Annotated in this window: 25 protein-coding genes; 20 read left to right on the plus strand and 5 right to left on the minus strand. The window is 61.6% G+C overall.

The window, feature by feature from the left end:
- The first annotated feature begins 33 nt into the window (after positions 1-33).
- The 14 genes from ACQ4WO_RS09880 to ACQ4WO_RS09945 all read left to right on the plus strand — a co-directional run bounded on the left by ACQ4WO_RS09880 (position 34) and on the right by ACQ4WO_RS09945 (position 12,447).
- Positions 34-687, plus strand: coding sequence for a pilus assembly FimT family protein (locus ACQ4WO_RS09880; RefSeq protein ID WP_436481241.1), 654 nt, complete (start codon positions 34-36; stop codon positions 685-687).
- A complete protein-coding gene (locus tag ACQ4WO_RS09885; protein ID WP_436481242.1) occupies positions 677-1,234 on the plus strand; it encodes a type IV pilus modification PilV family protein in 558 nt (185 codons plus the stop codon). Before ACQ4WO_RS09880 ends, ACQ4WO_RS09885 begins: the two co-directional genes overlap by 11 nt.
- Entirely contained in the window at positions 1,231-2,133 is a 903-nt protein-coding gene (locus ACQ4WO_RS09890) for a prepilin-type N-terminal cleavage/methylation domain-containing protein (RefSeq protein WP_436481243.1), read from the plus strand. Before ACQ4WO_RS09885 ends, ACQ4WO_RS09890 begins: the two co-directional genes overlap by 4 nt.
- Positions 2,130-2,582, plus strand: a complete 453-nt coding sequence (locus ACQ4WO_RS09895) for an agglutinin biogenesis protein MshP (RefSeq protein WP_436481244.1) — start codon at positions 2,130-2,132, stop codon at positions 2,580-2,582. Before ACQ4WO_RS09890 ends, ACQ4WO_RS09895 begins: the two co-directional genes overlap by 4 nt.
- Before the next feature lie 131 nt (positions 2,583-2,713).
- Positions 2,714-3,673 (plus strand): agglutinin biogenesis protein MshI, encoded by a 960-nt coding sequence (locus ACQ4WO_RS09900; RefSeq protein ID WP_436481245.1) that lies wholly within the window; start codon positions 2,714-2,716, stop codon positions 3,671-3,673.
- Positions 3,670-4,332 (plus strand): MSHA biogenesis protein MshI, encoded by a 663-nt coding sequence (locus ACQ4WO_RS09905; protein ID WP_436481246.1) that lies wholly within the window; start codon positions 3,670-3,672, stop codon positions 4,330-4,332. The genes ACQ4WO_RS09900 and ACQ4WO_RS09905 overlap by 4 nt, the downstream gene beginning before the upstream one ends.
- Entirely contained in the window at positions 4,332-5,030 is a 699-nt protein-coding gene (locus ACQ4WO_RS09910) for a type II secretion system protein GspM (RefSeq protein ID WP_436481247.1), read from the plus strand. The genes ACQ4WO_RS09905 and ACQ4WO_RS09910 overlap by 1 nt, the downstream gene beginning before the upstream one ends.
- A complete protein-coding gene (locus ACQ4WO_RS09915; RefSeq protein WP_436481248.1) occupies positions 5,015-5,428 on the plus strand; it encodes an MSHA biogenesis protein MshK in 414 nt (137 codons plus the stop codon). Before ACQ4WO_RS09910 ends, ACQ4WO_RS09915 begins: the two co-directional genes overlap by 16 nt.
- A 38-nt stretch (positions 5,429-5,466) precedes the next feature.
- On the plus strand, positions 5,467-7,257 hold the full coding sequence (gene mshL / locus ACQ4WO_RS09920; protein WP_436481249.1) for a pilus (MSHA type) biogenesis protein MshL: 1,791 nt from the start codon (positions 5,467-5,469) through the stop codon (positions 7,255-7,257).
- Positions 7,258-8,160: an ExeA family protein gene (locus ACQ4WO_RS09925; RefSeq protein WP_436481250.1), complete on the plus strand. Its 903-nt coding sequence runs from the start codon at positions 7,258-7,260 to the stop codon at positions 8,158-8,160.
- Between the two features lie 17 nt (positions 8,161-8,177).
- Positions 8,178-9,242, plus strand: coding sequence for a tetratricopeptide repeat protein (locus ACQ4WO_RS09930; protein WP_436481251.1), 1,065 nt, complete (start codon positions 8,178-8,180; stop codon positions 9,240-9,242).
- A gap of 26 nt (positions 9,243-9,268) precedes the next feature.
- Entirely contained in the window at positions 9,269-10,186 is a 918-nt protein-coding gene (locus ACQ4WO_RS09935; RefSeq protein WP_436481252.1) for an alpha/beta hydrolase, read from the plus strand.
- Between the two features lie 95 nt (positions 10,187-10,281).
- Positions 10,282-11,379 (plus strand): serine hydrolase domain-containing protein, encoded by a 1,098-nt coding sequence (locus tag ACQ4WO_RS09940; protein ID WP_436481253.1) that lies wholly within the window; start codon positions 10,282-10,284, stop codon positions 11,377-11,379.
- Positions 11,380-11,988: 609 nt separating this feature from the next.
- Complete coding sequence (locus ACQ4WO_RS09945) at positions 11,989-12,447, plus strand: nuclear transport factor 2 family protein (RefSeq protein WP_436481254.1); 459 nt, start codon at positions 11,989-11,991, stop codon at positions 12,445-12,447.
- 43 nt (positions 12,448-12,490) lie between these two features.
- On the opposite strand, the gene ACQ4WO_RS09950 is transcribed toward ACQ4WO_RS09945, so the two are convergent.
- The 3 genes from ACQ4WO_RS09950 to ACQ4WO_RS09960 form a co-directional block, all read right to left on the minus strand.
- Positions 12,491-13,594, minus strand: coding sequence for an HD-GYP domain-containing protein (locus tag ACQ4WO_RS09950; RefSeq protein WP_052755647.1), 1,104 nt, complete (start codon positions 13,592-13,594; stop codon positions 12,491-12,493).
- 46 nt (positions 13,595-13,640) lie between these two features.
- Complete coding sequence (locus tag ACQ4WO_RS09955; protein WP_436481255.1) at positions 13,641-14,819, minus strand: pyridoxal phosphate-dependent aminotransferase; 1,179 nt, start codon at positions 14,817-14,819, stop codon at positions 13,641-13,643.
- 83 nt (positions 14,820-14,902) lie between these two features.
- Positions 14,903-15,337 (minus strand): putative toxin-antitoxin system toxin component, PIN family, encoded by a 435-nt coding sequence (locus tag ACQ4WO_RS09960; RefSeq protein WP_436481256.1) that lies wholly within the window; start codon positions 15,335-15,337, stop codon positions 14,903-14,905.
- A gap of 30 nt (positions 15,338-15,367) precedes the next feature.
- Between ACQ4WO_RS09960 and yaaA the strand changes: the two genes are divergently transcribed.
- On the plus strand, positions 15,368-16,138 hold the full coding sequence (yaaA, locus tag ACQ4WO_RS09965) for a peroxide stress protein YaaA (protein WP_436481257.1): 771 nt from the start codon (positions 15,368-15,370) through the stop codon (positions 16,136-16,138).
- A gap of 37 nt (positions 16,139-16,175) precedes the next feature.
- Here the strand turns inward: yaaA and ACQ4WO_RS09970 are convergent, their stop codons facing one another.
- Complete coding sequence (locus tag ACQ4WO_RS09970; RefSeq protein ID WP_086140734.1) at positions 16,176-16,979, minus strand: outer membrane protein assembly factor BamD; 804 nt, start codon at positions 16,977-16,979, stop codon at positions 16,176-16,178.
- 89 nt (positions 16,980-17,068) lie between these two features.
- Between ACQ4WO_RS09970 and ACQ4WO_RS09975 the strand changes: the two genes are divergently transcribed.
- A complete protein-coding gene (locus ACQ4WO_RS09975; protein ID WP_436481258.1) occupies positions 17,069-18,094 on the plus strand; it encodes an RluA family pseudouridine synthase in 1,026 nt (341 codons plus the stop codon).
- Complete coding sequence (pgeF, locus tag ACQ4WO_RS09980; RefSeq protein WP_436481259.1) at positions 18,094-18,879, plus strand: peptidoglycan editing factor PgeF; 786 nt, start codon at positions 18,094-18,096, stop codon at positions 18,877-18,879. The genes ACQ4WO_RS09975 and pgeF overlap by 1 nt, the downstream gene beginning before the upstream one ends.
- A gap of 16 nt (positions 18,880-18,895) precedes the next feature.
- Here pgeF and ACQ4WO_RS09985 read toward each other — a convergent pair whose 3' ends face one another.
- Entirely contained in the window at positions 18,896-19,129 is a 234-nt protein-coding gene (locus ACQ4WO_RS09985; RefSeq protein WP_223278748.1) for a hypothetical protein, read from the minus strand.
- Between the two features lie 105 nt (positions 19,130-19,234).
- On the opposite strand from ACQ4WO_RS09985, the gene phaC reads away from it, so the two are divergent.
- The 3 genes from phaC (at position 19,235) to rimO (ending at position 23,289) form a co-directional block, all read left to right on the plus strand.
- On the plus strand, positions 19,235-20,950 hold the full coding sequence (phaC, locus tag ACQ4WO_RS09990; RefSeq protein ID WP_436481260.1) for a class I poly(R)-hydroxyalkanoic acid synthase: 1,716 nt from the start codon (positions 19,235-19,237) through the stop codon (positions 20,948-20,950).
- Between the two features lie 225 nt (positions 20,951-21,175).
- A complete protein-coding gene (gene phaR, locus ACQ4WO_RS09995; RefSeq protein WP_010399000.1) occupies positions 21,176-21,739 on the plus strand; it encodes a polyhydroxyalkanoate synthesis repressor PhaR in 564 nt (187 codons plus the stop codon).
- Positions 21,740-21,933: 194 nt separating this feature from the next.
- On the plus strand, positions 21,934-23,289 hold the full coding sequence (gene rimO, locus ACQ4WO_RS10000; protein ID WP_128143344.1) for a 30S ribosomal protein S12 methylthiotransferase RimO: 1,356 nt from the start codon (positions 21,934-21,936) through the stop codon (positions 23,287-23,289).
- Positions 23,290-23,299 lie beyond the last annotated feature (10 nt).

Below are 23,299 nucleotides of genomic sequence, written 5' to 3' on the forward strand. Positions count from 1 at the left end.
TTGCAAGGATGGCCAGGTAATACTTGGCCTTCCTTGCGCACCACCAGCCCAACCCCAGGCGCCAGCCCGTTGGGCTTTTTTACGGGCCATCCATTGCAGCAGCCACCGACAGTCTTTCCGCATCGTTACGCAGGGCCGCCAGGCCGGCTGCGACACACGGCTGCGCGCGGCTTCACCTTGATCGAACTGGTGGCCGTGATGGTGATCGCGGGCTTGCTGGCCACCTTTGCCGTCAACCGGTTTTTCCAGCGCGACACGTTCGACGCGCGCGGTTTTGCCGACCAGGTGACGAATATCGTGCGCTACGGGCAAAAGCTGGCGGTGGCGCAAAACCGTGCCGTGTTTGTCAGCATCGATACCAATAAGGTGGCCCTGTGCTTCGACGCCGGCTGCAGCGATGCGCAGAAGGTGGTGCCGCCGACGGGCAACAACAGCGGCAGCAAGGAGACGCTACAGCATTGCCTGGGTAGCAATTGGCTGTGCGAAGGCCGTCCTTCCGGCGTTACCATGTCCACCGATCCCGTCAAGTCGGCAAGTTTTTATTTCGACGCGCTGGGCCAGCCATATGCGCTGGCCAATGTGTTTCCTGACGCATCGACCTTCCCGGGCCCGCTGCAAATCAGCATCCAGAGCAACGGCCTGACGCGTACCGTCACGGTTGAAGGGGAGACAGGCTATGTCCATTAGCCAGCGGCGCCAGCGAGAACGTGGCGTGACCCTGATCGAACTGGTGCTGTTCATCGTCATCGTCGGCCTGGCTTCGGCCGCCATCCTGGGCGTGATGAGCCTGACGACGCAACACAGCGCCGACCCGCAGCTGCGCAAGCAGGCGCTGGCGATTGCCGAAAGCATGCTGGAAGAAATCCAGCTGGCGCGGTTTACGTTTTGCGATCCGCAAGACCCTGCCGCGGAAACGGCCCCCAACCCCGCCGGTTGCGCCATCCCGGAAGTGGCCGGACAAGAGGCGGGCGGCGCGGGGCGTCCTTTCGATAACGTCAACGATTACGTGGGCGCGTATGGCGCGGCCACGGCTTACACGACGGATGCGCAAGGCGCCGTCTGGGCTGCCGGTTCTCCCCAGGCATATGTGGCCTCGGTGGTCATCACCCAGGTAGCCCTGAACGGCCTGCCTGCCACGGAAGGCCTGCGTATCCAGGTGGTCGTGCCGTATGCCGACCAGCAGGTCGTGCTCGACGGCTATCGCGTGCGCTATGCGCCGAACAGTATTCCATGAAAAAATTCCTTGACACCAGGCGCCGCTCGCGCGGCTTTACCCTCGTCGAGATGGTCATCGTGATCGTCATCACGGGCATCATCGGCGCCATGGTCGCCGTCTTCATTCGCGTGCCCGTGCAAGGCTATATGGATGTCGCGGCGCGCGCGGCGCTGGCCGACACGGCCGATACGGCGGCGCGCCGCCTGACGCGCGACGTGCGCCTGGCGCTGCCCAACAGCGTGCGCGTGACGGGCGGCGGCCAGTTCCTGGAATTGCTGCTGACCAAGACGGGCGGGCGCTACCTGAGCGACAGCGATCCGGCCGGCCTCGGCACTGTACTGAGTTTCGAGACCCCTCCCGCCGCCGGCGTTCCGGCAAGCTTCACCGTCGTCGGCGCCATGCCCGCCAATGCGCTGGGCGCGCGCCAGGCGATCAGCGTGGGCGACCAGATCGTCGTCTACAACCTGGGCGGAGCTTTCGCACCGAACAATGCGTATGCGTGCAGCGCGGCAAACGGCTGCAACCGCGCGCCCGTCACGGGCGTGGCCGGCCGTGTCGTTACGCTCGGCAGCTATCCTTTCACGACGGCGCCCGCGCCGCTGCCGTCGCCGTCGAACCGTTTTCAGGTGGTGTCGACGCCCGTCACCTATGCCTGCAATCTGACGGATGGCACCCTGACCCGTTACGACGGCTATGTGATCCAGGCCGCCCAGCCGGCTGTGGAGGGCGCCGCGCCGCTGGCGGCGGCGAATGGCGACCTGCTGGCGCGCCAGGTGACGGCGTGCGCTTTCAGCTATACGGTGCTGGCCAATGTGCAGCGGGGCCTGGTGAATATCAGCCTGAGCCTGGGCGCGGCGAACAGCAACACGGGCGTGCTGCGCCTGGTGCAACAGGTGCAGGCGAGGAATACGCCATGACGCACTTGCTGCGCCACCGCGCGCGCCGCATGCGCGGTTTCAGCCTCGTCACGGCCATTTTCCTGCTCGTGGTGCTGGCCGTGCTGGCGGCTGTGATGGTGAATATGTCCACCTTCCAGCAGACGGAATCGGCGATGGACGTGCAGGGCGTGCGCGCCGAGCAAGCCGCCCGCGCCGGCCTTGAATGGGGTTTGCAGCGGCAGATCGGCGCCGGTTTGACCGCCGGTGCGGCGTGCATCGGCGCCACCACGTTCAGTTTACCACCTGGCACGACCCTGTCGGCGTTCAGCGTCAGCGTGCAATGCAACACGGCCACGGGGCCCGGCACCTTGACCAGCTGGACCATCACGGCCACCGCTTGCAACCAGCCTGGGCCTGCCGGCTGCCCGAACGCGGGCAATAACCCCGATTACGTCCAGCGCCGCCTGCAAGCCGTGTTGTCGCAGTAAGGTCAACTGCGTGAAAAAAAGATCGCTAATTTATTGTTTTTACACAATAAAGTTGGCTTCATGAATTAAAATTGGCTGGATGCATTAACTGCGCGACAAGATCGGGCAGGCACTTACACTGGATAGTTCGCATGGGTTTATTCGCAAGAGCAAAGAAGTACGATGGCTGGCTGGCCACGGCGTTTGGCCGCGAGGGCGTCGGCGCTGTCGTTGTCGAACGTCCCGCCGGGGGCATGCCGCGCGTGCTGCGTGCCAGCTACCAGGCGGCCGCACGGCCGGCGCCGGCCGAGGTGCTGGAAAAACTGGGCAAGGAGCTGCAGGCCCCATCGCGCCACTGCACCAGCGTGCTGGCCGGCGGCGAATACCAGCTGCTGTCGCTGGAAGCGCCGGCCGTGCCGCGCGAGGAGTTGAAGACGGCCGTGGGCTGGCGCCTGAAAGATATGCTGGACTTTCCGCTGGCCGACGTCACCATCGACGTGTTCGACATTCCCGGCGACCCGAACGGCACCCAGCGGGGCAGCAGCCTGTTTGCCGTCGCCGCGCGCAACAGCGCCGTGTCGCGCCGCCAGGCGCAGTACGCCGAATGCAAGATCGGCCTGTCCGTGATCGATATCCCTGAAATGGCACAGCGTAATATCGCCACCTTGCTGGAAACGCCGGGACGCGGCATCGCCGTGCTGTTTTTCGATGGCGACGGCGGCTTGCTGACCATGAGTTTCAATGGCGAGCTGTACCAGGCGCGCCGCATCGACGTGACCCTGTCGCAATTGCAGTCGCCCGACGCCAGCCAGTACTACGACCGCGTCACCCTGGAACTGCAGCGCTCGTTCGACCACTTCGACCGCCAGTTCCATTTCATTTCGCTGGCCCGGTTGATGCTGATGACGGGCGCCAGCGATGGCTTGCACGCCTACCTGGCCGACAATCTCTACATGCCCGTCGAACAGCTGGACCTGGCCACCGTGCTGGACTTGTCGCAGGCCGCCGAATTGCGCGACCCCGCCATGCAGGCGCGCTACTTCCTGGCCATCGGCGCGGCCTTGCGCGAGCTTGGCCCGCACCCGGGCAAGCACGAAGGGAAGGGCGCATGAGCCAGCAGATCAATCTGTTCAATCCCCAGTTTGAACTGAAAAAACACCATATGTCGGCGAGCACGGCCGGCCTGGGCCTGAGCGCGCTGGCGCTCGTCTTGCTGGTCCTGGGCGTGCTGGCCCGGCAGGCGATGGCCGGCCTGGAACAGCGCGAAGCGGGCGTCAAGGCGGCATTGGCGCAAGTCGAGGCGAAGCGCGACCAGATTTTGCGCGATTACCCGCCACGCAAGAAAGATCCGGCCCTGGCGCAGGAACTGTCGGCCGTCGAGGCGCAGCGCCAGTTGCTGCAAGACGCGGCTAGCATGCTGGACAGCGGCAAGCTGGGCAATACCCTCGGCTATGCCGGCTATTTTCGCGCGCTGGCGCAGGCCAGGGTCGAAGGCGTATGGCTGACGGGCGTGGACATCGCCGGCGCCGGCAATGACTTCGGCTTGCAGGGCCGCGCCTTGCACGCGTCGCTGCTGCCCGCGTACATCACGCGCCTGGGCCAGCAGGAAATACTCAAAGGCAAGAGCTTCGCCAGCCTCGACATCGGCCAGCCCGAGCAGCCGGCCGTAGCCGAGGGCAAGGCGGCCAGCCTGCCTTATGTCGCGTTCAGCCTGCAGTCGGCGGAGCGTGCTGTCACGCCGGCCAAACCTGTTGCGGGAGGAACACGCTGATGCTGCCCCTGCTGAAGAAATGGGCCACCGCCTTCGATGCCCTCAGCTTGCGCGAGCGGCTGATGGTGTTTGGCGCCGGTGCGGCCGCCGTTCTGTTCGTATTTTATTTCATGAGCCTCAATCCCTTGCTGGCGAAGCACGCAGCGCTGGAAGCGAGCATTGCGCAAAAGCAAAGCCTGTTGACCGCGACGAACAAGGAAATCGAGCTGACCATGCTCGCCCATGCCACCGATCCCGACAAGGAAGCGCGTGCGCGCCTGCTGGCCCTGCAGATGGAAACGGCGTCCCTGGCGCAGGCGCTGCGCGAGAAGCAGCATGGCCTGGTGGCGCCCGAGCGCATGGTTACCTTGCTTGAGCACCTGCTGCGCCGGCACGCGGGATTGCGCCTGGTGTCGCTGAAAACCTTGCCCGGCAGCGCAGTCGGCGCACATCAGGCTGAAACCGCGAATGGCGATGCGGCGGCCAAGGCGGATGCCGCCAAGGCGCCGGCCCCGGCGCCGTTGCTGCACCAGCATGGCGTGGAAGTGGTGCTGCAAGGCAGTTATGCGGACATGGTGCAATACATGCAGGCGCTGCAAGCGATGCCGACGCGGGTCTTCTGGGGCGCCGCCCACCTCGACGCTGCCAGCTACCCAAGCGCCACCCTGACCCTGACCTTACATACCCTCAGCATGGACGACACATGGATCGCACTCTGACCTTTGGTCCCGCGCTGCTGGCGCCTTTTCTTGCGTTAAACCTGGCATGGCCGGGCGCGCAGGCGCAGGCGCTCGACGATCCGACGCGTCCGCCCGCGGCCCTGTGGGCGCCCGCCAGCGCCGCGCCCGCCGTTGCGGCCCGGCCTCAGTTGCAATCGGTGCTCATTTCCACCCAGCCGGGCGGACGCCGTCTGGCCGTCATCGATGGCCAGACGGTCAAGGTTGGCAGCAAGGTGGGCGACGCCGTGGTGACGGAAATCCACGACACGGCAGTGCTGTTGCGGCGTGGCAAATCACTAGAAACCTTCAAGCTGTATCCGAGCAGCAAGTCCGATAACAAGACCGATAACAAGGCCGATCGCAAGACCGATAGCAGGACCGGCAGCAAGCAGGAGTAGAAGAAGTGGCCAAGCAACTCAATCAACACAAGGCGAGCATGTTCAAGATCAGTACGATGGCGGCTGTCATCAGCGTCAGCCTGGGCCTGGGCGGCTGCAATGTCGCGCCCGTCAAGCGCGACACCTACAATGCGATCTCCGATGCCGTCAAGGGCGCGGCGGCCACCACGGCGCCAGCGGCCCAGCCCGATGCCGTGGAAGCGGCGCTGCTGCCGCCCGTGGCGGCCCTGGCCCAGCAATTGCCAAAGGCCCGCGCCGCGCTCGATGAGCGCTTCAACGTGGCTTTCAACAATGTGCCGGCGCGCCAGTTCTTCACTTCCATCGTGGCCGGCACGCGCTACAACATGCTGGTCCATCCCGACATCGGCGGCACGATTTCCGCCAACCTGAAGGACGTGACCCTGTTCCAGGCGCTCGACGCCGTGCGCGAACTGTATGGCTACGATTACAAGGTCGAGGGCACGCAGATCTACATCAAGCCCCTGACCATGCAGACGCGTTTGTTCCACGTCAATTACCTGACGGGCGCGCGCCGCGGCAGTTCCAACCTGCGCGTCTCGTCGACGTCCGTGGGTTCGGTGGGCTCGACCAATTCTGGCGGCTCGGGCAGCAATAACAACCAGGGCAATAACCAGGGCAACAACCAGAATAACGAGCAGAACCAGCAAACCAATGGCGGCCAGGGCGGCCGCACCCTGGACAGCAGCAACCTGACCACTTCGTCCACGGCAGATTTCTGGCCGGAATTGAGAGCGGCGCTGGAAGCTATCGTCGGCAGCACCGAAGGCGGGCGCCAAGTGGTATTGAGCCCGCAGTCGGGCGTGATCGTCATCCGCGCCATGCCGGAAGAGTTGCGCAATGTCGACATGTACCTGAAGGCCACGCAGCTGTCCGTCGACCGCCAGGTCATCCTGGAAGCGAAAATCCTCGAAGTCGAGCTCAACGACAACACGCAGACGGGCATCAACTGGGCCTCGTTCGCCTCGATCAAGAGCGGTCACACGAACCGCATCTCGACCGGCTTCATCCAGCCGGGCGGCACCCTGGCGCCGCTGCCGTTCAACGGCGGCCAGCCGCCCAACATGACCACCGGCAACGGCTTGACGGCCAGCAGCGGCTTTGGCCTCAGTTCGGCGGCCAACGCGGCCGGTTCCATGTTCGGCCTGGCTTTCCAGACAGCCAATTTTGCCGCCATGATTTCCTTCCTGGAATCGCAAGGTTCCGTGCACGTGCTGTCGAGCCCGCGCATCGCCACCATGAACAACCAGAAGGCCGTGCTGAAGATCGGCACGGACGAGTTTTACGTGACGGGCGTGTCGACCACGACGAACACGACGGCCAGCGGTGCGACGACCAGCCCCAACGTGACCTTGCAGCCCTTCTTTTCGGGCGTGGTGCTGGACGTGACGCCGCAGATCGATGCGGACGGCAACATCATCCTGCACGTGCATCCGTCCGTCAGCCAGGTGTCGACCATCAGCAAGGAAATCGACCTGGGCAGCGCCGGTTCGCTGAAACTGCCGCTGGCCGCATCGAGCACGTCCGAGATGGACAGCATGGTGCGCAGCCAGGATGGCCGTATCGTCGCCATCGGCGGCCTGATGCGCCAGGCCACCACGGCGGACCGCTCGCAGGTGCCGGGCGCGGGCGATCTTCCCGTGCTGGGTGCGCTGTTCCGCAACACGGGGCAGGTGATCCAGAAGCGCGAGCTGGTGGTGCTGATCAAGCCGACCATCGTCGATGGCGCCAATAGCTGGAACGAGGACTTGCTCGATTCGGGCAAGCGCATCGAGGCGCTCGACCCGCGCCGAGCGTCGGAGCGGCGCTAAATGTACCAGGCCCATTTCGGCTTGCGCGAGGCGCCGTTCGGCCTCACGCCCGATACCAGTTTCTTCTTCAACGGCCCGCAGTCGCAAAAGGCGCTCAATACCTTGCTGGTGGCGGCGCGCAATGGCGAGGGCTTCATCAAGATCACTGGCGAAGTGGGGACTGGTAAAACCTTTTTGTGCCGCAAGTTCATGCAATCGTTGGGGCCGGATTTCGTCACGGCCTACATCCCGAATCCGAACTTGCCGCCCCGTTCGCTGATACTGGCGCTGGCGGACGACCTCGATGTATTGCTGGAGAAAGATGCTGATCAGCATCAATTGCTCAAGTCCCTCAACCTGCGCCTGCTCAACCTGGCGGCGCAGGGCAAACGCGTGCTGCTGTGCCTGGACGAAGCGCAGGCGATTCCCGTCGACAGCCTCGAAGCGCTGCGCCTGCTGACGAATCTGGAAACGGAAAAGCGCAAGCTGCTGCAAATCGTGCTGTTCGGCCAGCCGGAACTCGACGTCAAGCTGGCACTGCCGGAAATCCGCCAGCTGGCGCAGCGCATCACCTTTCACTACCACCTGGGTCCCTTGTCGCGCGACGACGTGGATTTCTATGTGGCGCACCGCCTGCGCGTGGCCGGTTTCGATGGCGCGCGCCTGTTCAGCCGTGGCGGCGTGCGCAAGCTGTACCAGGCTTCCGGCGGTATCCCGCGTCTGATCAACATCATGGCGCACAAGGCGCTGATGGTGGCGTATGGCGAAGGGCGGCAGCAGGTCAGCGGGCGCCACGTGGCGCTGGCCGCCAGCGATACCCTGGCCAGCAAGCCGCGCTTCTGGCAGAGGCCCTGGCCATGGCTGGCCGGCGCCGGCGTGCTGGCCGCCGCCTGCGGCGTGAGCTGGACTTTATTGAACCGATGACGAAGATGAGCCTGTAGATGAGCCTGATTAACAAGATGTTGCAAGACCTTGACGCGCGCGGCACCCCCGATGGACGCGGCGACGCGGCCGGCATCCGCTCCGTGCCCGAACGCGAGCGGGGCCTGCCGCGCGCGCTCGTCTTCGGCGGCGCTGCCGGCCTGACGGCCGCCGCCATCGCCCTGAGCTGGGTCTACCTGAAGCGCCCGGCCGTGCCGCCCATGCTGGTCAATGTGGCCAGTACGCCTGTTCTGGCACCGGCACCGTTGCCTGTCGTTGCACCGGCTCCCGTGGTGGCGGCACCAGTTGCGCCGGTCGTGGCGGATGAGCCCGAGCCCGTGTTCCAGGCCGAGGAAGTTGCCCCGGCGCCCGCCAAGGCGAGGCCCGCCGAATTGCGCCGCATCACGGAAAAAGCGGCCGAGCCTGCCGCGGCGTCCGTGGTAAAAACGCCAGAACCGGCCGCCAGCGAGCGCATCATCGACGGCAAGCACGTCACTGCCCAGCAGCGCGTGGAGAATGAATACCGGCGCGCGCTGGCCCAGTTGCAGGACGGCCGCGTCTCCGACGCCATGCTGGCCTTGCAGCACACCCTGCAGCTGGACCCGCGCCACCAGGGCGCGCGCGAAACCCTGGTGCGTCTGCTGCTCGAAGCGCAGCGCCCCGACGAGGCGGCCCGCCAGTTGCAGCTAAGCCTGGCATTGGACCCGAAACAGCCGGCGCAAGCGATGATGCTGGCCCGTCTGCAGCTGGACAAGGCCAACGGCGGCGCGGCCGCCCTCGAGACCCTCACGCGCAGCTTGCCGTACGCGACCGACAACGGCGAATACCACGCCTTTCTGGCCGGCGTGCTGCAGCGCGAACAGCGCTACCGCGAAGCATCGGAACATTATCAGCAGGCCCTGCAGACGGCGCCGGACAACAGCGTCTGGTGGATGGGCCTGGGCATCGCCTTGCAAGCGGACAACCACCCAGCCCAGGCGCGCCAGGCATTCGAACGGGCCAAGGGCTTGCAAACCCTGTCGCCGCAATTGCAGGCGTTTGTCGAGCGCAAGCTGGTGCAGCTGACGGCGGCTGCGGCGAAGTAACTTTTACCTCAATGAAAGAAACCAGCTTGAAGCCTCTCAAACTGCTCATCGTCCTGTGCTGCCTGGCCAGCAGCACCTTGGCCAACAGCGCTCTGGCCGCACCCGCCAGCCCGCCTGCCAGCTACGTGCTGGAAAATACGGAAGTGCGCGACATCCGTGCGCAAGCCCTGAAACGCGACTATCAGCTATATGTCGCCTTGCCCGATTCCTATCGGCAGGGAAATAAACGCTATCCGGTGCTGTTCGTCGTGGACGCCAATTATTCGTTCGCCATCGTGCGTAATATCGCGCAGCGCCTGAACAAGCATGCGGGGATGGAAGAAGTCGTGGTGGTCGGCCTGTCGTATGCCAACGGCGATGGCGGGGTGTACAGCCGCCGCCGCGACTACACGCCCACCACGCCGCGCAAGCACGATTACCGCTCGGACATGCCGGGGCGGCAGCCGGCGTTCGGCGAAGCGAAGGCGTATGGCCAGTTCATCTCGGGCGAGGTGTTTCCCTTTATCGCCAGTAACTATCGCGTCAACATGCAGCGCAAGGTCTTTATCGGCCATTCCTACGGGAGCCTGCTGGGCCTGCAATTTTTGCTGACGGAACCGCGCACCTTCGAGCACTACATTCTCGGCAGCCCGTCGCTGTGGTACGACGCCGGCGTCATGTTCGATCGCGAGCAGGCGTATGCCGCCAGCCACAAGGACTTGCCTGCATCCGTGTTCTTCGGTATCGGCGGCCTGGAAAAGCTGGCGGCGGGCAAGAAGCGTTCGCGTTTGGAGGAAGAGGCAGATATGCTGGCCGACTTGCGCGAGTTCGATGGCAAGCTGAAATCGCACAAATACCCGGGCCTGAAGACGCGCTTGCGCGTGTTCGAGGATGAAGACCATGCGAGCGTGTTTCCCTTTATTTTGACGCATGGCTTGCGCGCGTATTTGAAGTCTTCAAACTGACGCTTCTGGTGCTGGCCGTTTGAATTCGCAGCCACGCAGGGGGCGAGGGTATAATTTCCCCAGTTGAAGGTTGTAAACCAAACGACAATATCCCCATGAAAACTTCTGATGCTGACGGAAAAGCGACTTCGCCGCTCACCATACTGGCGATTTCATTTCTATTGACAAGCGCTGTATTCGCTAATACCCATGCTGAGAATAATGCATATGCAGACAAGTCGGATGACTACGCTGCTCAAATTGACAGCTTGATCAAGGAAACCAGTCCAAGAAGTTTTAATGGGGTCATTCTCATTACGCAACATGGAAAAACGGCATACTCAAAAGCCTATGGCTATGCGGATTTTGAAAATAAGGTACCGTTGAAACTGGACGATAACTTCCGGATCATGTCGAATAGCAAGCAGATCACGGCAGCGCTGATTTTGAGGGAAGTTGAAAAAGGCAGGATAGACTTGCATAGTCCCGTTAGAAAATACCTGCCTGATTTGCCGCAGGCGTGGGCCGACAAGGTGACCGTGCATCAGCTGCTCAACTTTTCGGCAGGAGTCACCGAGATTGACCAGCCACTGAGCTTCAAGCCCGGAACGGACTTTTTATATGGCGTGACGACGTACGCCATGCTGGGGCATATTTTTGAAAAAGTAAGCGGGAAAAAGTATATCGAAGCGGCAAATGACTTGTTCAAAGAGCTGGCAATGGATAATAGTTTTTGCTATGAGGAAGGCAAGAAGAATAATGTTATCAATGGCTATGTCAATTCGAAAAATGTGTTTGCATTGAAAATGCATCCGGTTCAGGGGAAAGACTGGGTTGACTTCATTCCGGCAGGAGGCATTGTTTCAAATGCAAGGGATTTGAATATCTGGGATGAAAAACTTCACAAGGGAAAAATTTTAAAGCCGGAAACCTACAAGCTGATGACAAATTATGACATATCCAGTCAGCACGTCGCTTTCGGTGCTGAAAAAAATGGCTATGGTTATGGTGTCTATGTGAGCGACAAGACACCGATGAAGTACATCGGCCACTCCGGAAAAGGCTTGGGGTTTGCATCAATCAAAATGTATTTCCCTGAAGAAGATGTCGACGTTGTTGTCCTGGAAAATCAGTTCAGCGAAGACAGTGCGCTTCATTACTATTTTGAAATAAAAATAAGAGAAATAGTGATGAATAGCAATCTTGTAAAATAGTTAGATCTCTCTGGCATAAGCAGTGCTTAAGGCTGCGGCTGCGGGCTTGCCGGGGTGCGTGCATGTTTTCGAGGCGGGCAGATGCCGGAAATGCCTGCGGGATGGCCGGCAAAGTGATTTTGTGCGAAAACTGGAACAATAGCGCTGCAAGCAGCAATTTCCGCAGTGTCCTCGCGCTCCCCGACTGCCGCGAGCGGTATCGATAAGCATGGGAGCCGGCGCTTGCCCTGATCAGGCAATGGGCCGACGAGACCGATGTCGCGGTAGAATTGCTGCCCCCTTGGCCGGCAGGATAGATGTGCTGCTGAGCCTGCAGCTCAGCACGCGTGCTCCCCTGGGGGCGATTGCCTATGAAAGGAGGGGGCATCCTGGTGGAGGACGGTTGGCTTTGCTTGCCGCGATCGCCAGCATGGCCAGTCAAGCCGGCGAAATGGCGTTTCAATCCCCCGATCCAGCAGTTTGTCTCAATGGCATGTGCCGGAAAATGGCAAGGGGATAGCATGCGGTGGCTTACGCGCGATCGGTTGCCCGCCAGCGAGTGTTCGATGATGACGGTAGCACCGTCATCATCGGATGCTTCTCAATGACCTTGACCAGGATGAAATACGCATGAAATTATCCCTTTCACATATTCTTTCCACCTGCCTGCTTGGCGCCTTGGGCGCGATGGCTGGTGCGCAGGCAGCTCCCGCCGATGCCGAACTGTTGGCCCTGGTGCAGCGCCATGCGCAGGCCCAGAGCAGCTTCGATCAAGCCACATTGAAAGCCATTACGGCCGAGAATTATGTGGAAATATCGCCGGTCGGCGAGGTGGACGGGCGTGAAAAAATGCTCTCCTTCTATGCGCCAGAGCAGAAGCGGCCGAGCCCTCAAGTTCAGGTCGATGAGCCGGTGGTGCGTATTTTTGGCGATACGGCGCTCATCTCGGCACGGCTGTCTTATCGTGTCAATCAAGATGAGGCTGGACGCACCTTCGCCATGCGCGCCGGGTATGTCGCCCGGCTTGTCGACAAGCAATGGCTGCTGGTCAACGCACAGTACACGGGCATCCGTCCGCCGAAACCGTGAAATAACATTGTGCGGCGCTGGCCGCCGGCGTTGCCCAGCCTGACTACAACCGCGCCTCATCCCCCCACACATGCCGCATGCTGAAGCGCACCCCCGCATCATCTTCGTGCAGCGACGAAACGATGGCGAACTGGCTGTCGCCCGTGTCGCGCGGCGTCATCTGCGATAGCTGGGCGGCGGCCAGCGGCGCGCCCAGCGGGTCGCTGAGTGGATGCACGTGGCCGGCGCCCCGTTGCGTGACCACCCCCAGTTCGCCGCTGCGCAGGCGCACCAGAGTGCCCGGTGGATATTTTCCCAGCAGGTTGACGAACTGTTCTCCCAGCAGCGGATCGATGGGCACGCCCTGGTCGAGGAAGATGTGTTGCAGCGCCTGGTCGGGCACGATGGAGCGCCGGTAGTTGCGCGCCGAGACGCGGGCGCAATAGCGGTCCGCCAGGCCGATCAGCTTGGCATTTTGCAGGATTTCATCGGCCGTGCGCCCCTGCGGGTAGCCGCTGCCGTCGTCGTTTTCATGGTGCAGCAGCACACAACTGAGCCACTCCTCGTCGTCGACACCGGCGCAACGCAACAGTTCCGTGCTTTCCTGCGGATGCTGGCGCACGATGCGCATTTCTTCGTCATTCAGGGGGCCACGCCGGTCCTGGAAACTGTCGTGGTGGCGCAGCATGCCCACGTTCATCGTCAGCGCGGCCGCGCCGATCAACAGCAATTCGTCGTGGGACTTGTGCATGCTGCGTCCCACCAGCATGGCCAGCAAGGCCGTTTCGATGCAGTGGCGCACGGCGTAGCTACCGGCGATCTGATTGAGCAGGATGCTGGCCAGGGCGATATCGGCATCGTGTTCGAGCGCGCGCAGCAGTTCGCGCGCGATGTCGCGTACGTCGCGCTCGGCATTGTTTTCGCTGCGCAAGGCTAGCAGCAAGCGTTCCAGGCGCTGCGCCGCTTCGTTGAGCAGGCGCAAGACTGAGGGCTGGTCCGGTGCGCCCACGTACAGGCCCAACTGCATTAGCCGCCCCAGTTGCGCGCCATCCGTGATGATCTGTCCCTTGCGCAGTTGCGGGCCGGCGCTGTGGTCGGCAAGAAACAGATCCCAGGGCAGGGGTTCGCCGGGAACCAGGTCGGCCGGGCCGATGCGACGCTGTACCATCTGTCATCCTTTGCCCCGCCGCAGCGAAGCCATGTTCAGTGCTCGGTTATATGTTGCGCAGGCGCTCGAGTGCCAGGCGCAAGGTTTCGTCTTTCTTGGCAAAGCAGAAGCGCACGATGCCCGACTCCTTGCCCTGCGTATAAAACGCGGACACGGGAATGGCGGCCACCTTGATTTCCGTCGTCAGCCATTCGGCGAACTGTGCTTCGGTCTCTTGCGAAATGGCATCGTAGCGCACGCACTGGAAATACGTGCCGTCGGCCGGCAGCAGGCTGAAGCGGCTGCTCGCCAGGCCGTCGCGGAACAAGTCGCGCTTGCGCTGGTAAAACGCGGGCAAGTCCAGGTAGGGCTGCGGATCGGCCATGTAGCCGGCCAGGCCGTGCTGCATCGGCGTGTTGACGGTAAAGACGTTGTACTGGTGTACCTTGCGAAACTCCGCCGTCAGTGCCGCTGGGGCGGCTACATAGCCGACTTTCCAGCCCGTCACGTGATACGTCTTGCCGAAGCTGGACACGATGAAGCTGCGCGCCGCCAGTTCCGGGTTGCGCGCGAGCGACTCATGGCGCACGCCGTCGTACACCATGTGTTCGTAGACTTCGTCGGACAAGATCAAAATTTGCGTGCCGCGCACGATGTCGGCCAGGGCGGCCACATCGGCGGGGCGCAAGATCGTGCCCGTCGGGTTGTGCGGCGTATTGATGATGATCAGGCGCGTCTTGCTGCTGACGGCAGCGGCCAGCTTGTCCCACGGCACGCTGTAGCCGTGTTCACCCACCTCCATGGAGACGAGCACGGGCACGCCGCCGGCCAGCGCGATGGCGGGCAGATAGCTGTCGTAGGCCGGTTCGATGACGATGACTTCGTCGCCCGGGTGCACGCAGCACAGGATGGCCGTGGTGAGCGCCTGCGTGGCGCCGGCCGTGACGGTGATTTCCGTGCCGGCATCATAGCTGTGGCCGTACAGGCTGGCGACCTTGGCGGCGATGGCTACGCGCAAGGGCGCGGCGCCCGTCATCATCGGATACTGGTTGTGGCCGGCGCGCATGGCGTCGCTGACGAGGTCGACCAGTTCAGGCGCGCAATCGAAGTCGGGAAAACCCTGGCCCAGGTTGACGGCGCCATGCTGGGCCGCCAGGCTGGACATGCGGGTAAACACGGTGGTGCCCACGAGAGGCAAGCGGGTGGTCAGGGCGGGAGCCGTGTAGGGCAGGGACGGGCTGTTCATGAACGGTGGGGGCGCGGTGCGGAAAGTGGAATCGTGTCCCATTCTAGCGCAGCGCGCCCCGTTGCGTGCGGTGCTTTAAAGGCTCAGCCTGGCAATGCCCAGCTTTCCGGCACCATGATCTTGAACATGCCGGCCTTGGCCGTCTTGCGGGCCAGTTTCAGCAGGGCCTTGTCCTTGGTGATCAGGATGTCGGCGTTGGCGTCGCGCGCCAGTTCGAGGAATTTCTGGTCATCCTTGTCCGTGCAGACGGGCAGGCGCACGCCGGAGACGGGCGGCGCCACGACCGTGATGTGGGCGTCGAAGCGGGCGGCGGCAACGGCGCGGCTCGCTTCATCGAGGGGCAGATGTTTGTAGTGCAGCACGACCAGATATTCCGCGCGGCAATCTTCGCGCGTGATGGCGTGTACGGCGCCGCTTTCCATGGCCGCCAGCAGGCCCGCCCAGCGCGGGTCGTTGAAGACGAACAGGTCGAGGCAAACGTTGGTGTCGAGGACGAGTTTTTGTGGAGCAGGTATCATGTCGGCAATTCTATTCTGTAGTGATAATTTATGTTGATCGTGCTTTCGCCCGCCAAGAGTCTCGACCTGGAGACGCCGCCAACAACCTCGTTGCACAGCACTCCCGATTTTCTCGACCATTCCGCCCAGCTCATAGCCCGCATGCGCCAGTTTTCGCCCGCCGAAGTGGGCAGCCTGATGGGCATTTCCGACGCCTTGTCGGCCCTCAACGTGGCCCGCTACGCGTCCTGGACACCCCAGCTTGACGACGCGCGCCAGGCCATCATGGCCTTCAATGGCGACGTGTATGCCGGTTTCGAGGCGCGCAGCTTGCAGTCGGCCCAGCTCGACTATGCCCAGTCGCGCGTGCGCATCCTGTCGGGCCTGTACGGCTTGCTGCGCCCGCTGGACCTGATCCACCCGCACCGCCTGGAAATGGGCACGCGGCTGTCGACCGCGCGCGGCAAGGATTTGTATGCGTTCTGGGGCGACACCATCACCAACGGCCTGAACCGCACGGCGAAGGAGCAGGGCGCGAAAGTGCTGGTCAACCTGGCTTCCGAAGAATATTTCAAGTCCGTCAAGCCGCGCCAGCTGGACGTGCCCGTCATCGCGCCCGTGTTCGAGGACTGGAAGAATGGCAAATACAAAATCATCTCGTTCTACGCCAAGCGCGCGCGCGGCATGCTGGCCCGCTATGCGGCCGTCAACCAGATCCGCGATCCCGAGCAGCTGAAGCAGTTCGACGTCGATGGTTACGCGTATGTGCCGGAAGCATCAAACGATACGAGCTGGGTGTTCCGGCGCAAGGTTGGTGAATAAGTAAAAAAACCGGGCTAGCCCGGTTTTTTATTGCAGCTTACTGCCAGAATTTCCACCACTTGCGTTCCTTGTTCACCCCTTCCGGGCTGAGGAATGCCGTGTTCGGGTAGTTCTTGGTCAGCACGCGCAAGGCATCGTCGCGCAGATCGGTCAGGCCCAGCTTGTCATACGAGCGGTACATGATGAACAGCGCTTCTTCGATGGCCGGCGAGGCGGAAAAGTCGCTGATCGTCGTTTGCGCGCGGTTGGCGGCGGCCAGGTAGGCGCCGCGGCGGTAGTAATAGCGCGCCACGTGTACTTCGTATTTCGCCATGGCGTCGATCAGATAGTTCATGCGGGCCAGCGAATCGGGCGCATATTTGCTATTCGGGAACTTGTCGACCAGTTGCTTGAAGGCAGCAAACGCTTCGCGCGTGGCTTTCGGATCGCGCTCGGTCGGGTCTTGCTCGTACAGGAAGTTCAGGAAGCTGATCTGGTCGTTAAAGCTGATCAGGCCACGCAAGTAGTACATATAGTCTACATTGGCGTGGTTCGGATGCAACTTGATGAAGCGTTCGACGGCAGCCAGTGCCTGCGCCTGGTCTCCCGACTTATAATACGCGTAAGCGATCTCCATCTGCGCTTGCAGAGCATAGTTGCCGAAAGGATAGTTAGCCTCCAGCTTCTGGAACAGGCCGATTGCAGCTTCATAGTGCTGCCCGGCCATTTCTTCACGCGCCTCCGAGTATAATTTCGTAACGGACCAGTTTTTGGTCTCATCCACTTTTTCAGGCAACAAGCTGCAAGCGGACATGCCGAGCAGAACGACTGAAGCGACTACCAACGATAATTTTTTTTGCATGACGTTTTGCAAGAAGGTTTTAACCAAGATTTTACAATAGGCTGATTATAGCCGATGGGAATGCTGTGATATTAACTCCGAAGCCTAATTTGGCTGACCCCGCGTTTGACTCCCTTTCTGACCATGCTACCGAAGAGGCGTTTGACGGCGATTTTGCCGCCGACGACGTCTTCGAGGAAATGGCCCCGATTACATTGGAACTGACGCCGGACGCCTGCGGCCACCGCCTCGATAAAGTCATCTCCAAGCTGGTGCCGCAATACTCGCGCAGCCGCTTGCAATTGTGGCTGGAAGCCGGTTTCGTGACCGTCGATGGAAAAGTTGCCAAACGCAACATGACCGCCTATGGCGACGAAAAGATCGTCATTCTGCCGCAAAGCGCGCCGGAAGACGAGGCTTTTAAGCCGGAAGCGATGGAATTGAACATCGTGCACGAAGATGAGCATATCATCGTCATCAACAAACCGGCCGGACTGGTCGTGCATCCGGGCCCCGGCAACTGGTCGGGCACCTTGCTCAACGGCTTGCTGCACCACTGTCCGCAGCTGGCTGGCGTGCCGCGCGCGGGCATCGTGCACCGCCTGGACAAGGATACGAGCGGCCTGATGGTCGTCGGCAAGACACTCGCTTCGCAAACGGACCTCGTGCGCCAGTTGCAGGCGCGCACCGTCAAGCGCGAGTATTTCGCGCTCGTGTGGGGCACGCCGAAAATGGCGGGCACCATCGATGCGTCCATCGCGCGCCACCCGCGCGACCGGGTCAAGATGGCCGTCTCGGAGAATTTCACCGCCAAGCCTGCCATCACGCACTATGAATTGATCGGCAGCGGCGAACTCGACCGCCGTCCCGTGAGCCTGATGCAATGCCGCCTGGAAACAGGCCGCACGCACCAGATCCGCGTGCACATGCAGCATCTGGGCTTTGCGCTGGTCGGCGATTACGTGTACGGCAAGCAGCACCTGGTATCCGTCTTCTCGCGCCAGGCGCTGCAGGCGCGCCGTCTGGGCCTCGTACATCCGGGTACCCTGGAAGCGTGCGAATGGATCGTACCGCTGGCCGATGATTTCGCCGAGCTGATCGCCACGGCCGGCATTCCCGAGCCGGAACAGGTCTGATGATGTCGCCGTTGCCTTGCATTGTTCCCCATTGGCCAGGCTTGCCCGCGAACGTGGGCGCGCTGGCGACTGTGCGCGCGGGTGGCGTCAGCCAGGGTCCGTATGGTGACGGGCAGGGCGGCGGTGGCTTGAACCTGGGCACCCACGTGGGCGACGAACCCGCGCATGTGGCCGCCAACCGCGCGCGGCTGGCGGCCATCTTGCCTGCCGAGCCTGCCTGGCTGTCGCAAGTGCATGGCGTGGCCGTGGCCGATGCTGGCAAGCTGGACGGCCATGTGCCGGACGCCGATGCCAGTATCGCCGCCTTGCCTGGCGCCGTGTGCGTGGTGATGACGGCCGATTGCCTGCCGGTACTGTTCTGTTCGGCGGATGGCCTGATCGTCGGTGCGGCCCACGCGGGCTGGCGCGGCCTGGCCAACGGCGTCTTGCAGCGTACGGTAGACAGCATGCGGGTGCAGGGCGCGACGGATATCCTCGCCTGGCTGGGGCCGGCCATTGGTCCGCAGCAATTCGAAGTGGGTCAGGACGTGCTACAAGCGTTCCGCGACGGCGCGCGCGATGCTACTGAGCGGCAAGTACTGAGCGCGGCCTTCGTCGCCATCGCTGGCAAGCCGGACAAGTACCTGGCCGACATCTATGCGCTGGCGCGCACCATGCTGCTGCGCGATGGCGTGGCGCAAGTGGCGGGAGGGGAATACTGCACCGTCAGCGATGCGGCGCAGTTTTACTCGTACCGGCGCGATGGCGTCACGGGAAGACAGGCCAGCTTGATCTGGCGCAAATAATCTGCACGGCAGACACTTATGTGTCTGCCGTTTTTGTTTTATCGTCTGCTGAGGCTTGGGCGCGCGCCTTCTGTTCCGCGATGCGCGCCGCCTTGCGTTTGCGTCGCCGCGAGCCCGTCAGATAGAATAGGATGGACAGGGGGATGACGCAGTACAGCACGAAGGTCATCACCCCGGCGACGATGGACGGTTCCGTCAGCGCCATGAGGCCAACGACATAGATCCAGGCAACAGCGGTCATGAGCATCATGAGTAGTGGCAGTCAGTAAAAGTTTGCATGCAGGTGGCCCGGAAGTAATTATTTATTAATTCTTGAATGGACTTACATATACCTATGAATATGCCCGATCCTCAAATGATGACCAAGGAATGGATGGCGCAGATCAGCAATCCTGAGCAGTGGAAGACGTGGTTCAACATGGTACCGCAGTCCCAGGGCAATCCGATTGCCGGCATTTTGCAGGATGCGGGCGCCAGCATCAAGCCGGAAGCGATCGAGCAACTGAAAAACGCCTACGTGGCCAAACTGACGGGCTTGTGGGCCGACTTTATGGCCGGCAAGGCGCCGGAGCTGAAAGACCGCCGCTTCGCCGCGCCCGCCTGGCACGCCAGCCCCCTGTCGGCCTTCAATGCGGCGGCCTACCTGCTGAACGCGGAGTTTCTCGGCGCCATGGCCGATGCCGTGGAAGCGACGCCGCACCAGAAGCAAAAGATTGCGTTTGCCGTGCAGCAAATCGTCGACGCCATGTCGCCGGCCAACTTTCTTGCCACCAATCCCGACGCCCAGCAAACCCTGATCGAGACCAAGGGCGAGAGCCTGACCAAGGGCTTGAGCAATATGCTGGCCGACATGCAGAAGGGCCGCATTTCGCAGTCCGACGAATCGGCCTTCGAAGTGGGCCGCAACGTGGCCACCACGCCGGGTACGGTGGTATTTGAAAACGCCCTGTTCCAGCTGATCCAGTACACGCCGACGACGGCTACGGTACACCAGCGGCCGCTGTTGATGATACCGCCGTGCATCAATAAATTCTATATCCTTGACTTGCAGCCGGAAAACTCGCTCGTACGCTACGCGGTGGAGCAGGGCAATACCGTGTTCCTGATGTCCTGGCGCAACCCAGACATGAGCATGCAGCACCTGACGTGGGACGATTACGTCGAGCAAGGCGTAATCGAAGCCATCAAGGTGACGCAGGACATCTCCGGTCAGGACAAGCTCAATATGTTCGGCTTTTGCGTGGGCGGCACCATCGTCTCGACGGCCCTGGCCGTGCTCAAGGCGCGTGGCGAGAACCCGGCCGCCAGCCTGACCCTGCTGACCACTTTCCTCGACTTTTGCGATACGGGCGCGCTCGACGTCTTTATCGACGAGCCGCAAGTGGCGCTGCGCGAGCAAACCCTGGCCAAGGGCGGCCTGATGACGGGCCGCGACCTGGGCAGCACTTTTTCGAGCCTGCGACCGAACGACCTCGTGTGGAACTACGTGCAATCGAACTACCTGAAGGGCAAGGAACCGCCCGCGTTCGACTTGCTGTACTGGAATGGCGACGGCACGGGCTTGCCGGGCCCCATGTTCTGCTGGTATCTGCGCAATACGTACCTGGAAAACAGCCTGAAAGTGCCGGGCAAGCTGACGGTGGCGGGGGAAAAGGTTGACTTGAGCAGCATCGACGCGCCCGCTTTCATCTACGGTTCGCGCGAAGACCATATCGTGCCCTGGGGCGCGGCCTACGCCAGCACGGCCTTGCTGAACCCGAAAAAACCGAAAGCCAACCGCTTTATCCTCGGCGCTTCGGGCCATATCGCCGGCGTGATCAATCCTGCCTCAAAGAAAAAGCGCAGTTACTGGAGCAATGACAAGCCACGTACGGCGAAAGCCAAGACGTTGACTGCCGAGCAGTGGATGGAAGGCGCGACCGAGCACGTGGGCAGCTGGTGGCCCGAATGGGCAGCTTTCCTTGCCGAACACGGCGGCACCCAGGTGAAGGCGCCAGGCAAACCGGGCAACAAGCGCCACGCGGCAATCGAGCCGGCGCCAGGGCGGTATGTTAAAGTCAGGGCGGACTAGTTTACAAAAGCTTCTCGCCTGACAAGAACGGCGTAATCTCCGGTCTTGTCAGGAATCTACTTTTAGTTGCGTTGCAATAAATGCGGGAATCTACTACCCTGATGTGCAATGGAGCCGTTTTCCACTCTATAATGGAAAACGTAGGCAGGTGCGAAAGCGGACCCTCGTTCGCTTTTTTTTCGGATTAACTCAGTATGCGCTGCGGCGCAATAAGTGGAACTTGTGATGAGTAGTGCAAAAAAAAGTATAGACCGCCTGATTAAAAAATATCCTAACCGCCGTCTGTATGACACGCAAACCAGTTCCTACATCACCTTGACGGACGTCAAGCAGCTGGTGTTGGACAATGAGGTGTTTACCGTCGTCGATGCCAAATCCAATGAAGATCTGACGCGCAGCATCTTGCTGCAAATCATTTTGGAAGAGGAAGCGAACGGCGCGCCCATGTTCTCGAGCAGCGTGTTGTCGCAGATCATCCGCTACTATGGCCACGCCATGCAGGGCATGATGGGATCCTACCTGGAAAAGAACGTGCAAGCGTTCACCGATATCCAGCACAAATTCACGGGCACGTCGGCCGGCAGCTTCGAAGGCAAGCCATTCAGCCCTGAAATGTGGACCCAGTTCATGAATGTCCAGGGCCCGATGATGCAAGGCATGATGAACAACTACATCGACCAGAGCAAGAGCCTGTTCGTGCAAATGCAGGAGCAGATGCAAAGCCAGAGCAAGAATCTGTTCGGCACATTCCCGTTTGTTCCGCCGGTGCCGCCGACGGACAAAAAGTAATCAATGCCACGCGCTCACCGGGCGATTTGATCGCCCGGGAGTTGTATTGGTGTCATCAAAGCAGCATAGTTCTGCCAGCAAGGGGCGGCTCGGGGTACAATAGCCGATTCGCCTCACCATTTTACTAGCTGCCAACTATGTCTGAAATTCACCGTATTCCTGTTCCTTCCGCCCAGCCCGAGGCCATGCTGGCCATGCCAGGTGCGGCGCCGAAAGTGGGCTTTGTCTCGCTCGGCTGCCCGAAAGCGCTGGTCGACTCCGAACAAATCCTGACCCAACTGCGCGCCGAAGGCTACGAAACGGCGAAATCCTACGCTGGCGCCGATCTGGTGATCGTCAATACCTGCGGTTTTATCGACGCCGCCGTGCAAGAGTCGCTCGACGCCATCGGCGAAGCGCTGGCTGAAAACGGTAAAGTGATCGTCACCGGCTGCCTGGGCGCCAAGAAAGATGCTGCCGGCGACGACATCATCATGAAGGTGCACCCGAAAGTGCTGTCCGTTACGGGCCCGCACGCGCTGGCCGAAGTGATGGATTCCGTCCACTTGCACCTGCCGAAACCGCATGCACCGTTCCTCGACCTGGTGCCGCCGCAAGGCGTCAAGCTGACGCCGAAGCACTATGCCTACCTGAAAATTTCCGAAGGCTGCAACCACCGCTGCAGCTTCTGCATCATCCCATCCATGCGCGGCGACCTCGTCTCGCGCCCGATCGGCGAACTGATGATCGAAGCGGAAAACCTGTTCAAGTCCGGCGTCAAAGAATTGCTGGTCATTTCGCAAGACACGTCGGCATATGGCGTGGACGTGAAATTCCGCTCCGGCTTCTGGAATGGCCGTCCCGTGAAAACCCACATGACGCAGCTGACGGAAGCGCTGGGCGAGCTGGCCAAGTCCTACGGCGCCTGGGTGCGTTTGCATTACGTCTATCCGTACCCGCACGTGGACCAGATCATCCCGATGATGAGCGGCGGCCACATCCTGCCTTACCTCGATATTCCGATGCAGCATGCGCACCCTGACGTCCTGAAACGCATGAAGCGTCCGGCCAGCGGCGAGAAAAACCTCGACCGCATCCAGGCCTGGCGCGCCATCAACCCGGACCTGACCATCCGCTCGACCTTCATTGCCGGTTTCCCTGGCGAAACGGAAGCGGAATTCGAATACCTGCTCGACTTCCTCAAGGAAGCGCAGATCGACCGCCTCGGCTGCTTCGCCTATTCGCCTGTCGAAGGCGCGACGGCCAACGCCATCGCCAATCCTGTGCCGGAAGAGCTGCGCGAAGAGCGACGCGGTCGCGTCATGCTGCTGCAGGAAGAAATTTCCAAGAAACGCCTGCAAGCCAAGGTCGGCAAGACCGTGCGCGTGCTGATCGATGAAGTCACCCGCTCGGGCGGCGTGGGCCGCTCGTCCGCCGACGCGCCGGAAATCGATGGCGTCGTGTATGTGAAGCCGCCGTTTGAGCCGCACCGCAAGCTGGCCGTCGGTCAATTCGTGGATGTCACCATCACATCAGCGGATGCACATGACCTGTGGGGCGCTGCCGAGTAAGCAGGTGTAA

It is taken from the genome of Janthinobacterium aestuarii (assembly GCF_051380835.1).
Lineage (GTDB): Bacteria > Pseudomonadota > Gammaproteobacteria > Burkholderiales > Burkholderiaceae_D > Janthinobacterium > Janthinobacterium aestuarii.

What these genes read in the sequence shown, in the direction of transcription:
- ACQ4WO_RS09885 (WP_436481242.1), top strand. Translation starts at nt 677, where the DNA reads ATGTCCATTAGCCAGCGGCGCCAGCGAGAACGTGGCGTGACCCTGATC.
- ACQ4WO_RS09890 (WP_436481243.1), top strand. Translation starts at nt 1,231, where the DNA reads ATGAAAAAATTCCTTGACACCAGGCGCCGCTCGCGCGGCTTTACCCTC.
- ACQ4WO_RS09895 (WP_436481244.1), top strand. Translation starts at nt 2,130, where the DNA reads ATGACGCACTTGCTGCGCCACCGCGCGCGCCGCATGCGCGGTTTCAGC.
- ACQ4WO_RS09900 (WP_436481245.1), top strand. Translation starts at nt 2,714, where the DNA reads ATGGGTTTATTCGCAAGAGCAAAGAAGTACGATGGCTGGCTGGCCACG.
- ACQ4WO_RS09905 (WP_436481246.1), top strand. Translation starts at nt 3,670, where the DNA reads ATGAGCCAGCAGATCAATCTGTTCAATCCCCAGTTTGAACTGAAAAAA.
- ACQ4WO_RS09910 (WP_436481247.1), top strand. Translation starts at nt 4,332, where the DNA reads ATGCTGCCCCTGCTGAAGAAATGGGCCACCGCCTTCGATGCCCTCAGC.
- ACQ4WO_RS09915 (WP_436481248.1), top strand. Translation starts at nt 5,015, where the DNA reads ATGGATCGCACTCTGACCTTTGGTCCCGCGCTGCTGGCGCCTTTTCTT.
- mshL (WP_436481249.1), top strand. Translation starts at nt 5,467, where the DNA reads ATGTTCAAGATCAGTACGATGGCGGCTGTCATCAGCGTCAGCCTGGGC.
- ACQ4WO_RS09925 (WP_436481250.1), top strand. Translation starts at nt 7,258, where the DNA reads ATGTACCAGGCCCATTTCGGCTTGCGCGAGGCGCCGTTCGGCCTCACG.
- ACQ4WO_RS09930 (WP_436481251.1), top strand. Translation starts at nt 8,178, where the DNA reads ATGAGCCTGATTAACAAGATGTTGCAAGACCTTGACGCGCGCGGCACC.
- ACQ4WO_RS09940 (WP_436481253.1), top strand. Translation starts at nt 10,282, where the DNA reads ATGAAAACTTCTGATGCTGACGGAAAAGCGACTTCGCCGCTCACCATA.
- ACQ4WO_RS09945 (WP_436481254.1), top strand. Translation starts at nt 11,989, where the DNA reads ATGAAATTATCCCTTTCACATATTCTTTCCACCTGCCTGCTTGGCGCC.
- ACQ4WO_RS09950 (WP_052755647.1), bottom strand. Translation starts at nt 13,594, where the DNA reads ATGGTACAGCGTCGCATCGGCCCGGCCGACCTGGTTCCCGGCGAACCC.
- ACQ4WO_RS09955 (WP_436481255.1), bottom strand. Translation starts at nt 14,819, where the DNA reads ATGAACAGCCCGTCCCTGCCCTACACGGCTCCCGCCCTGACCACCCGC.
- ACQ4WO_RS09960 (WP_436481256.1), bottom strand. Translation starts at nt 15,337, where the DNA reads ATGATACCTGCTCCACAAAAACTCGTCCTCGACACCAACGTTTGCCTC.
- yaaA (WP_436481257.1), top strand. Translation starts at nt 15,368, where the DNA reads ATGTTGATCGTGCTTTCGCCCGCCAAGAGTCTCGACCTGGAGACGCCG.
- ACQ4WO_RS09970 (WP_086140734.1), bottom strand. Translation starts at nt 16,979, where the DNA reads ATGCAAAAAAAATTATCGTTGGTAGTCGCTTCAGTCGTTCTGCTCGGC.
- pgeF (WP_436481259.1), top strand. Translation starts at nt 18,094, where the DNA reads ATGATGTCGCCGTTGCCTTGCATTGTTCCCCATTGGCCAGGCTTGCCC.
- ACQ4WO_RS09985 (WP_223278748.1), bottom strand. Translation starts at nt 19,129, where the DNA reads ATGATGCTCATGACCGCTGTTGCCTGGATCTATGTCGTTGGCCTCATG.
- phaC (WP_436481260.1), top strand. Translation starts at nt 19,235, where the DNA reads ATGATGACCAAGGAATGGATGGCGCAGATCAGCAATCCTGAGCAGTGG.
- phaR (WP_010399000.1), top strand. Translation starts at nt 21,176, where the DNA reads ATGAGTAGTGCAAAAAAAAGTATAGACCGCCTGATTAAAAAATATCCT.
- rimO (WP_128143344.1), top strand. Translation starts at nt 21,934, where the DNA reads ATGCCAGGTGCGGCGCCGAAAGTGGGCTTTGTCTCGCTCGGCTGCCCG.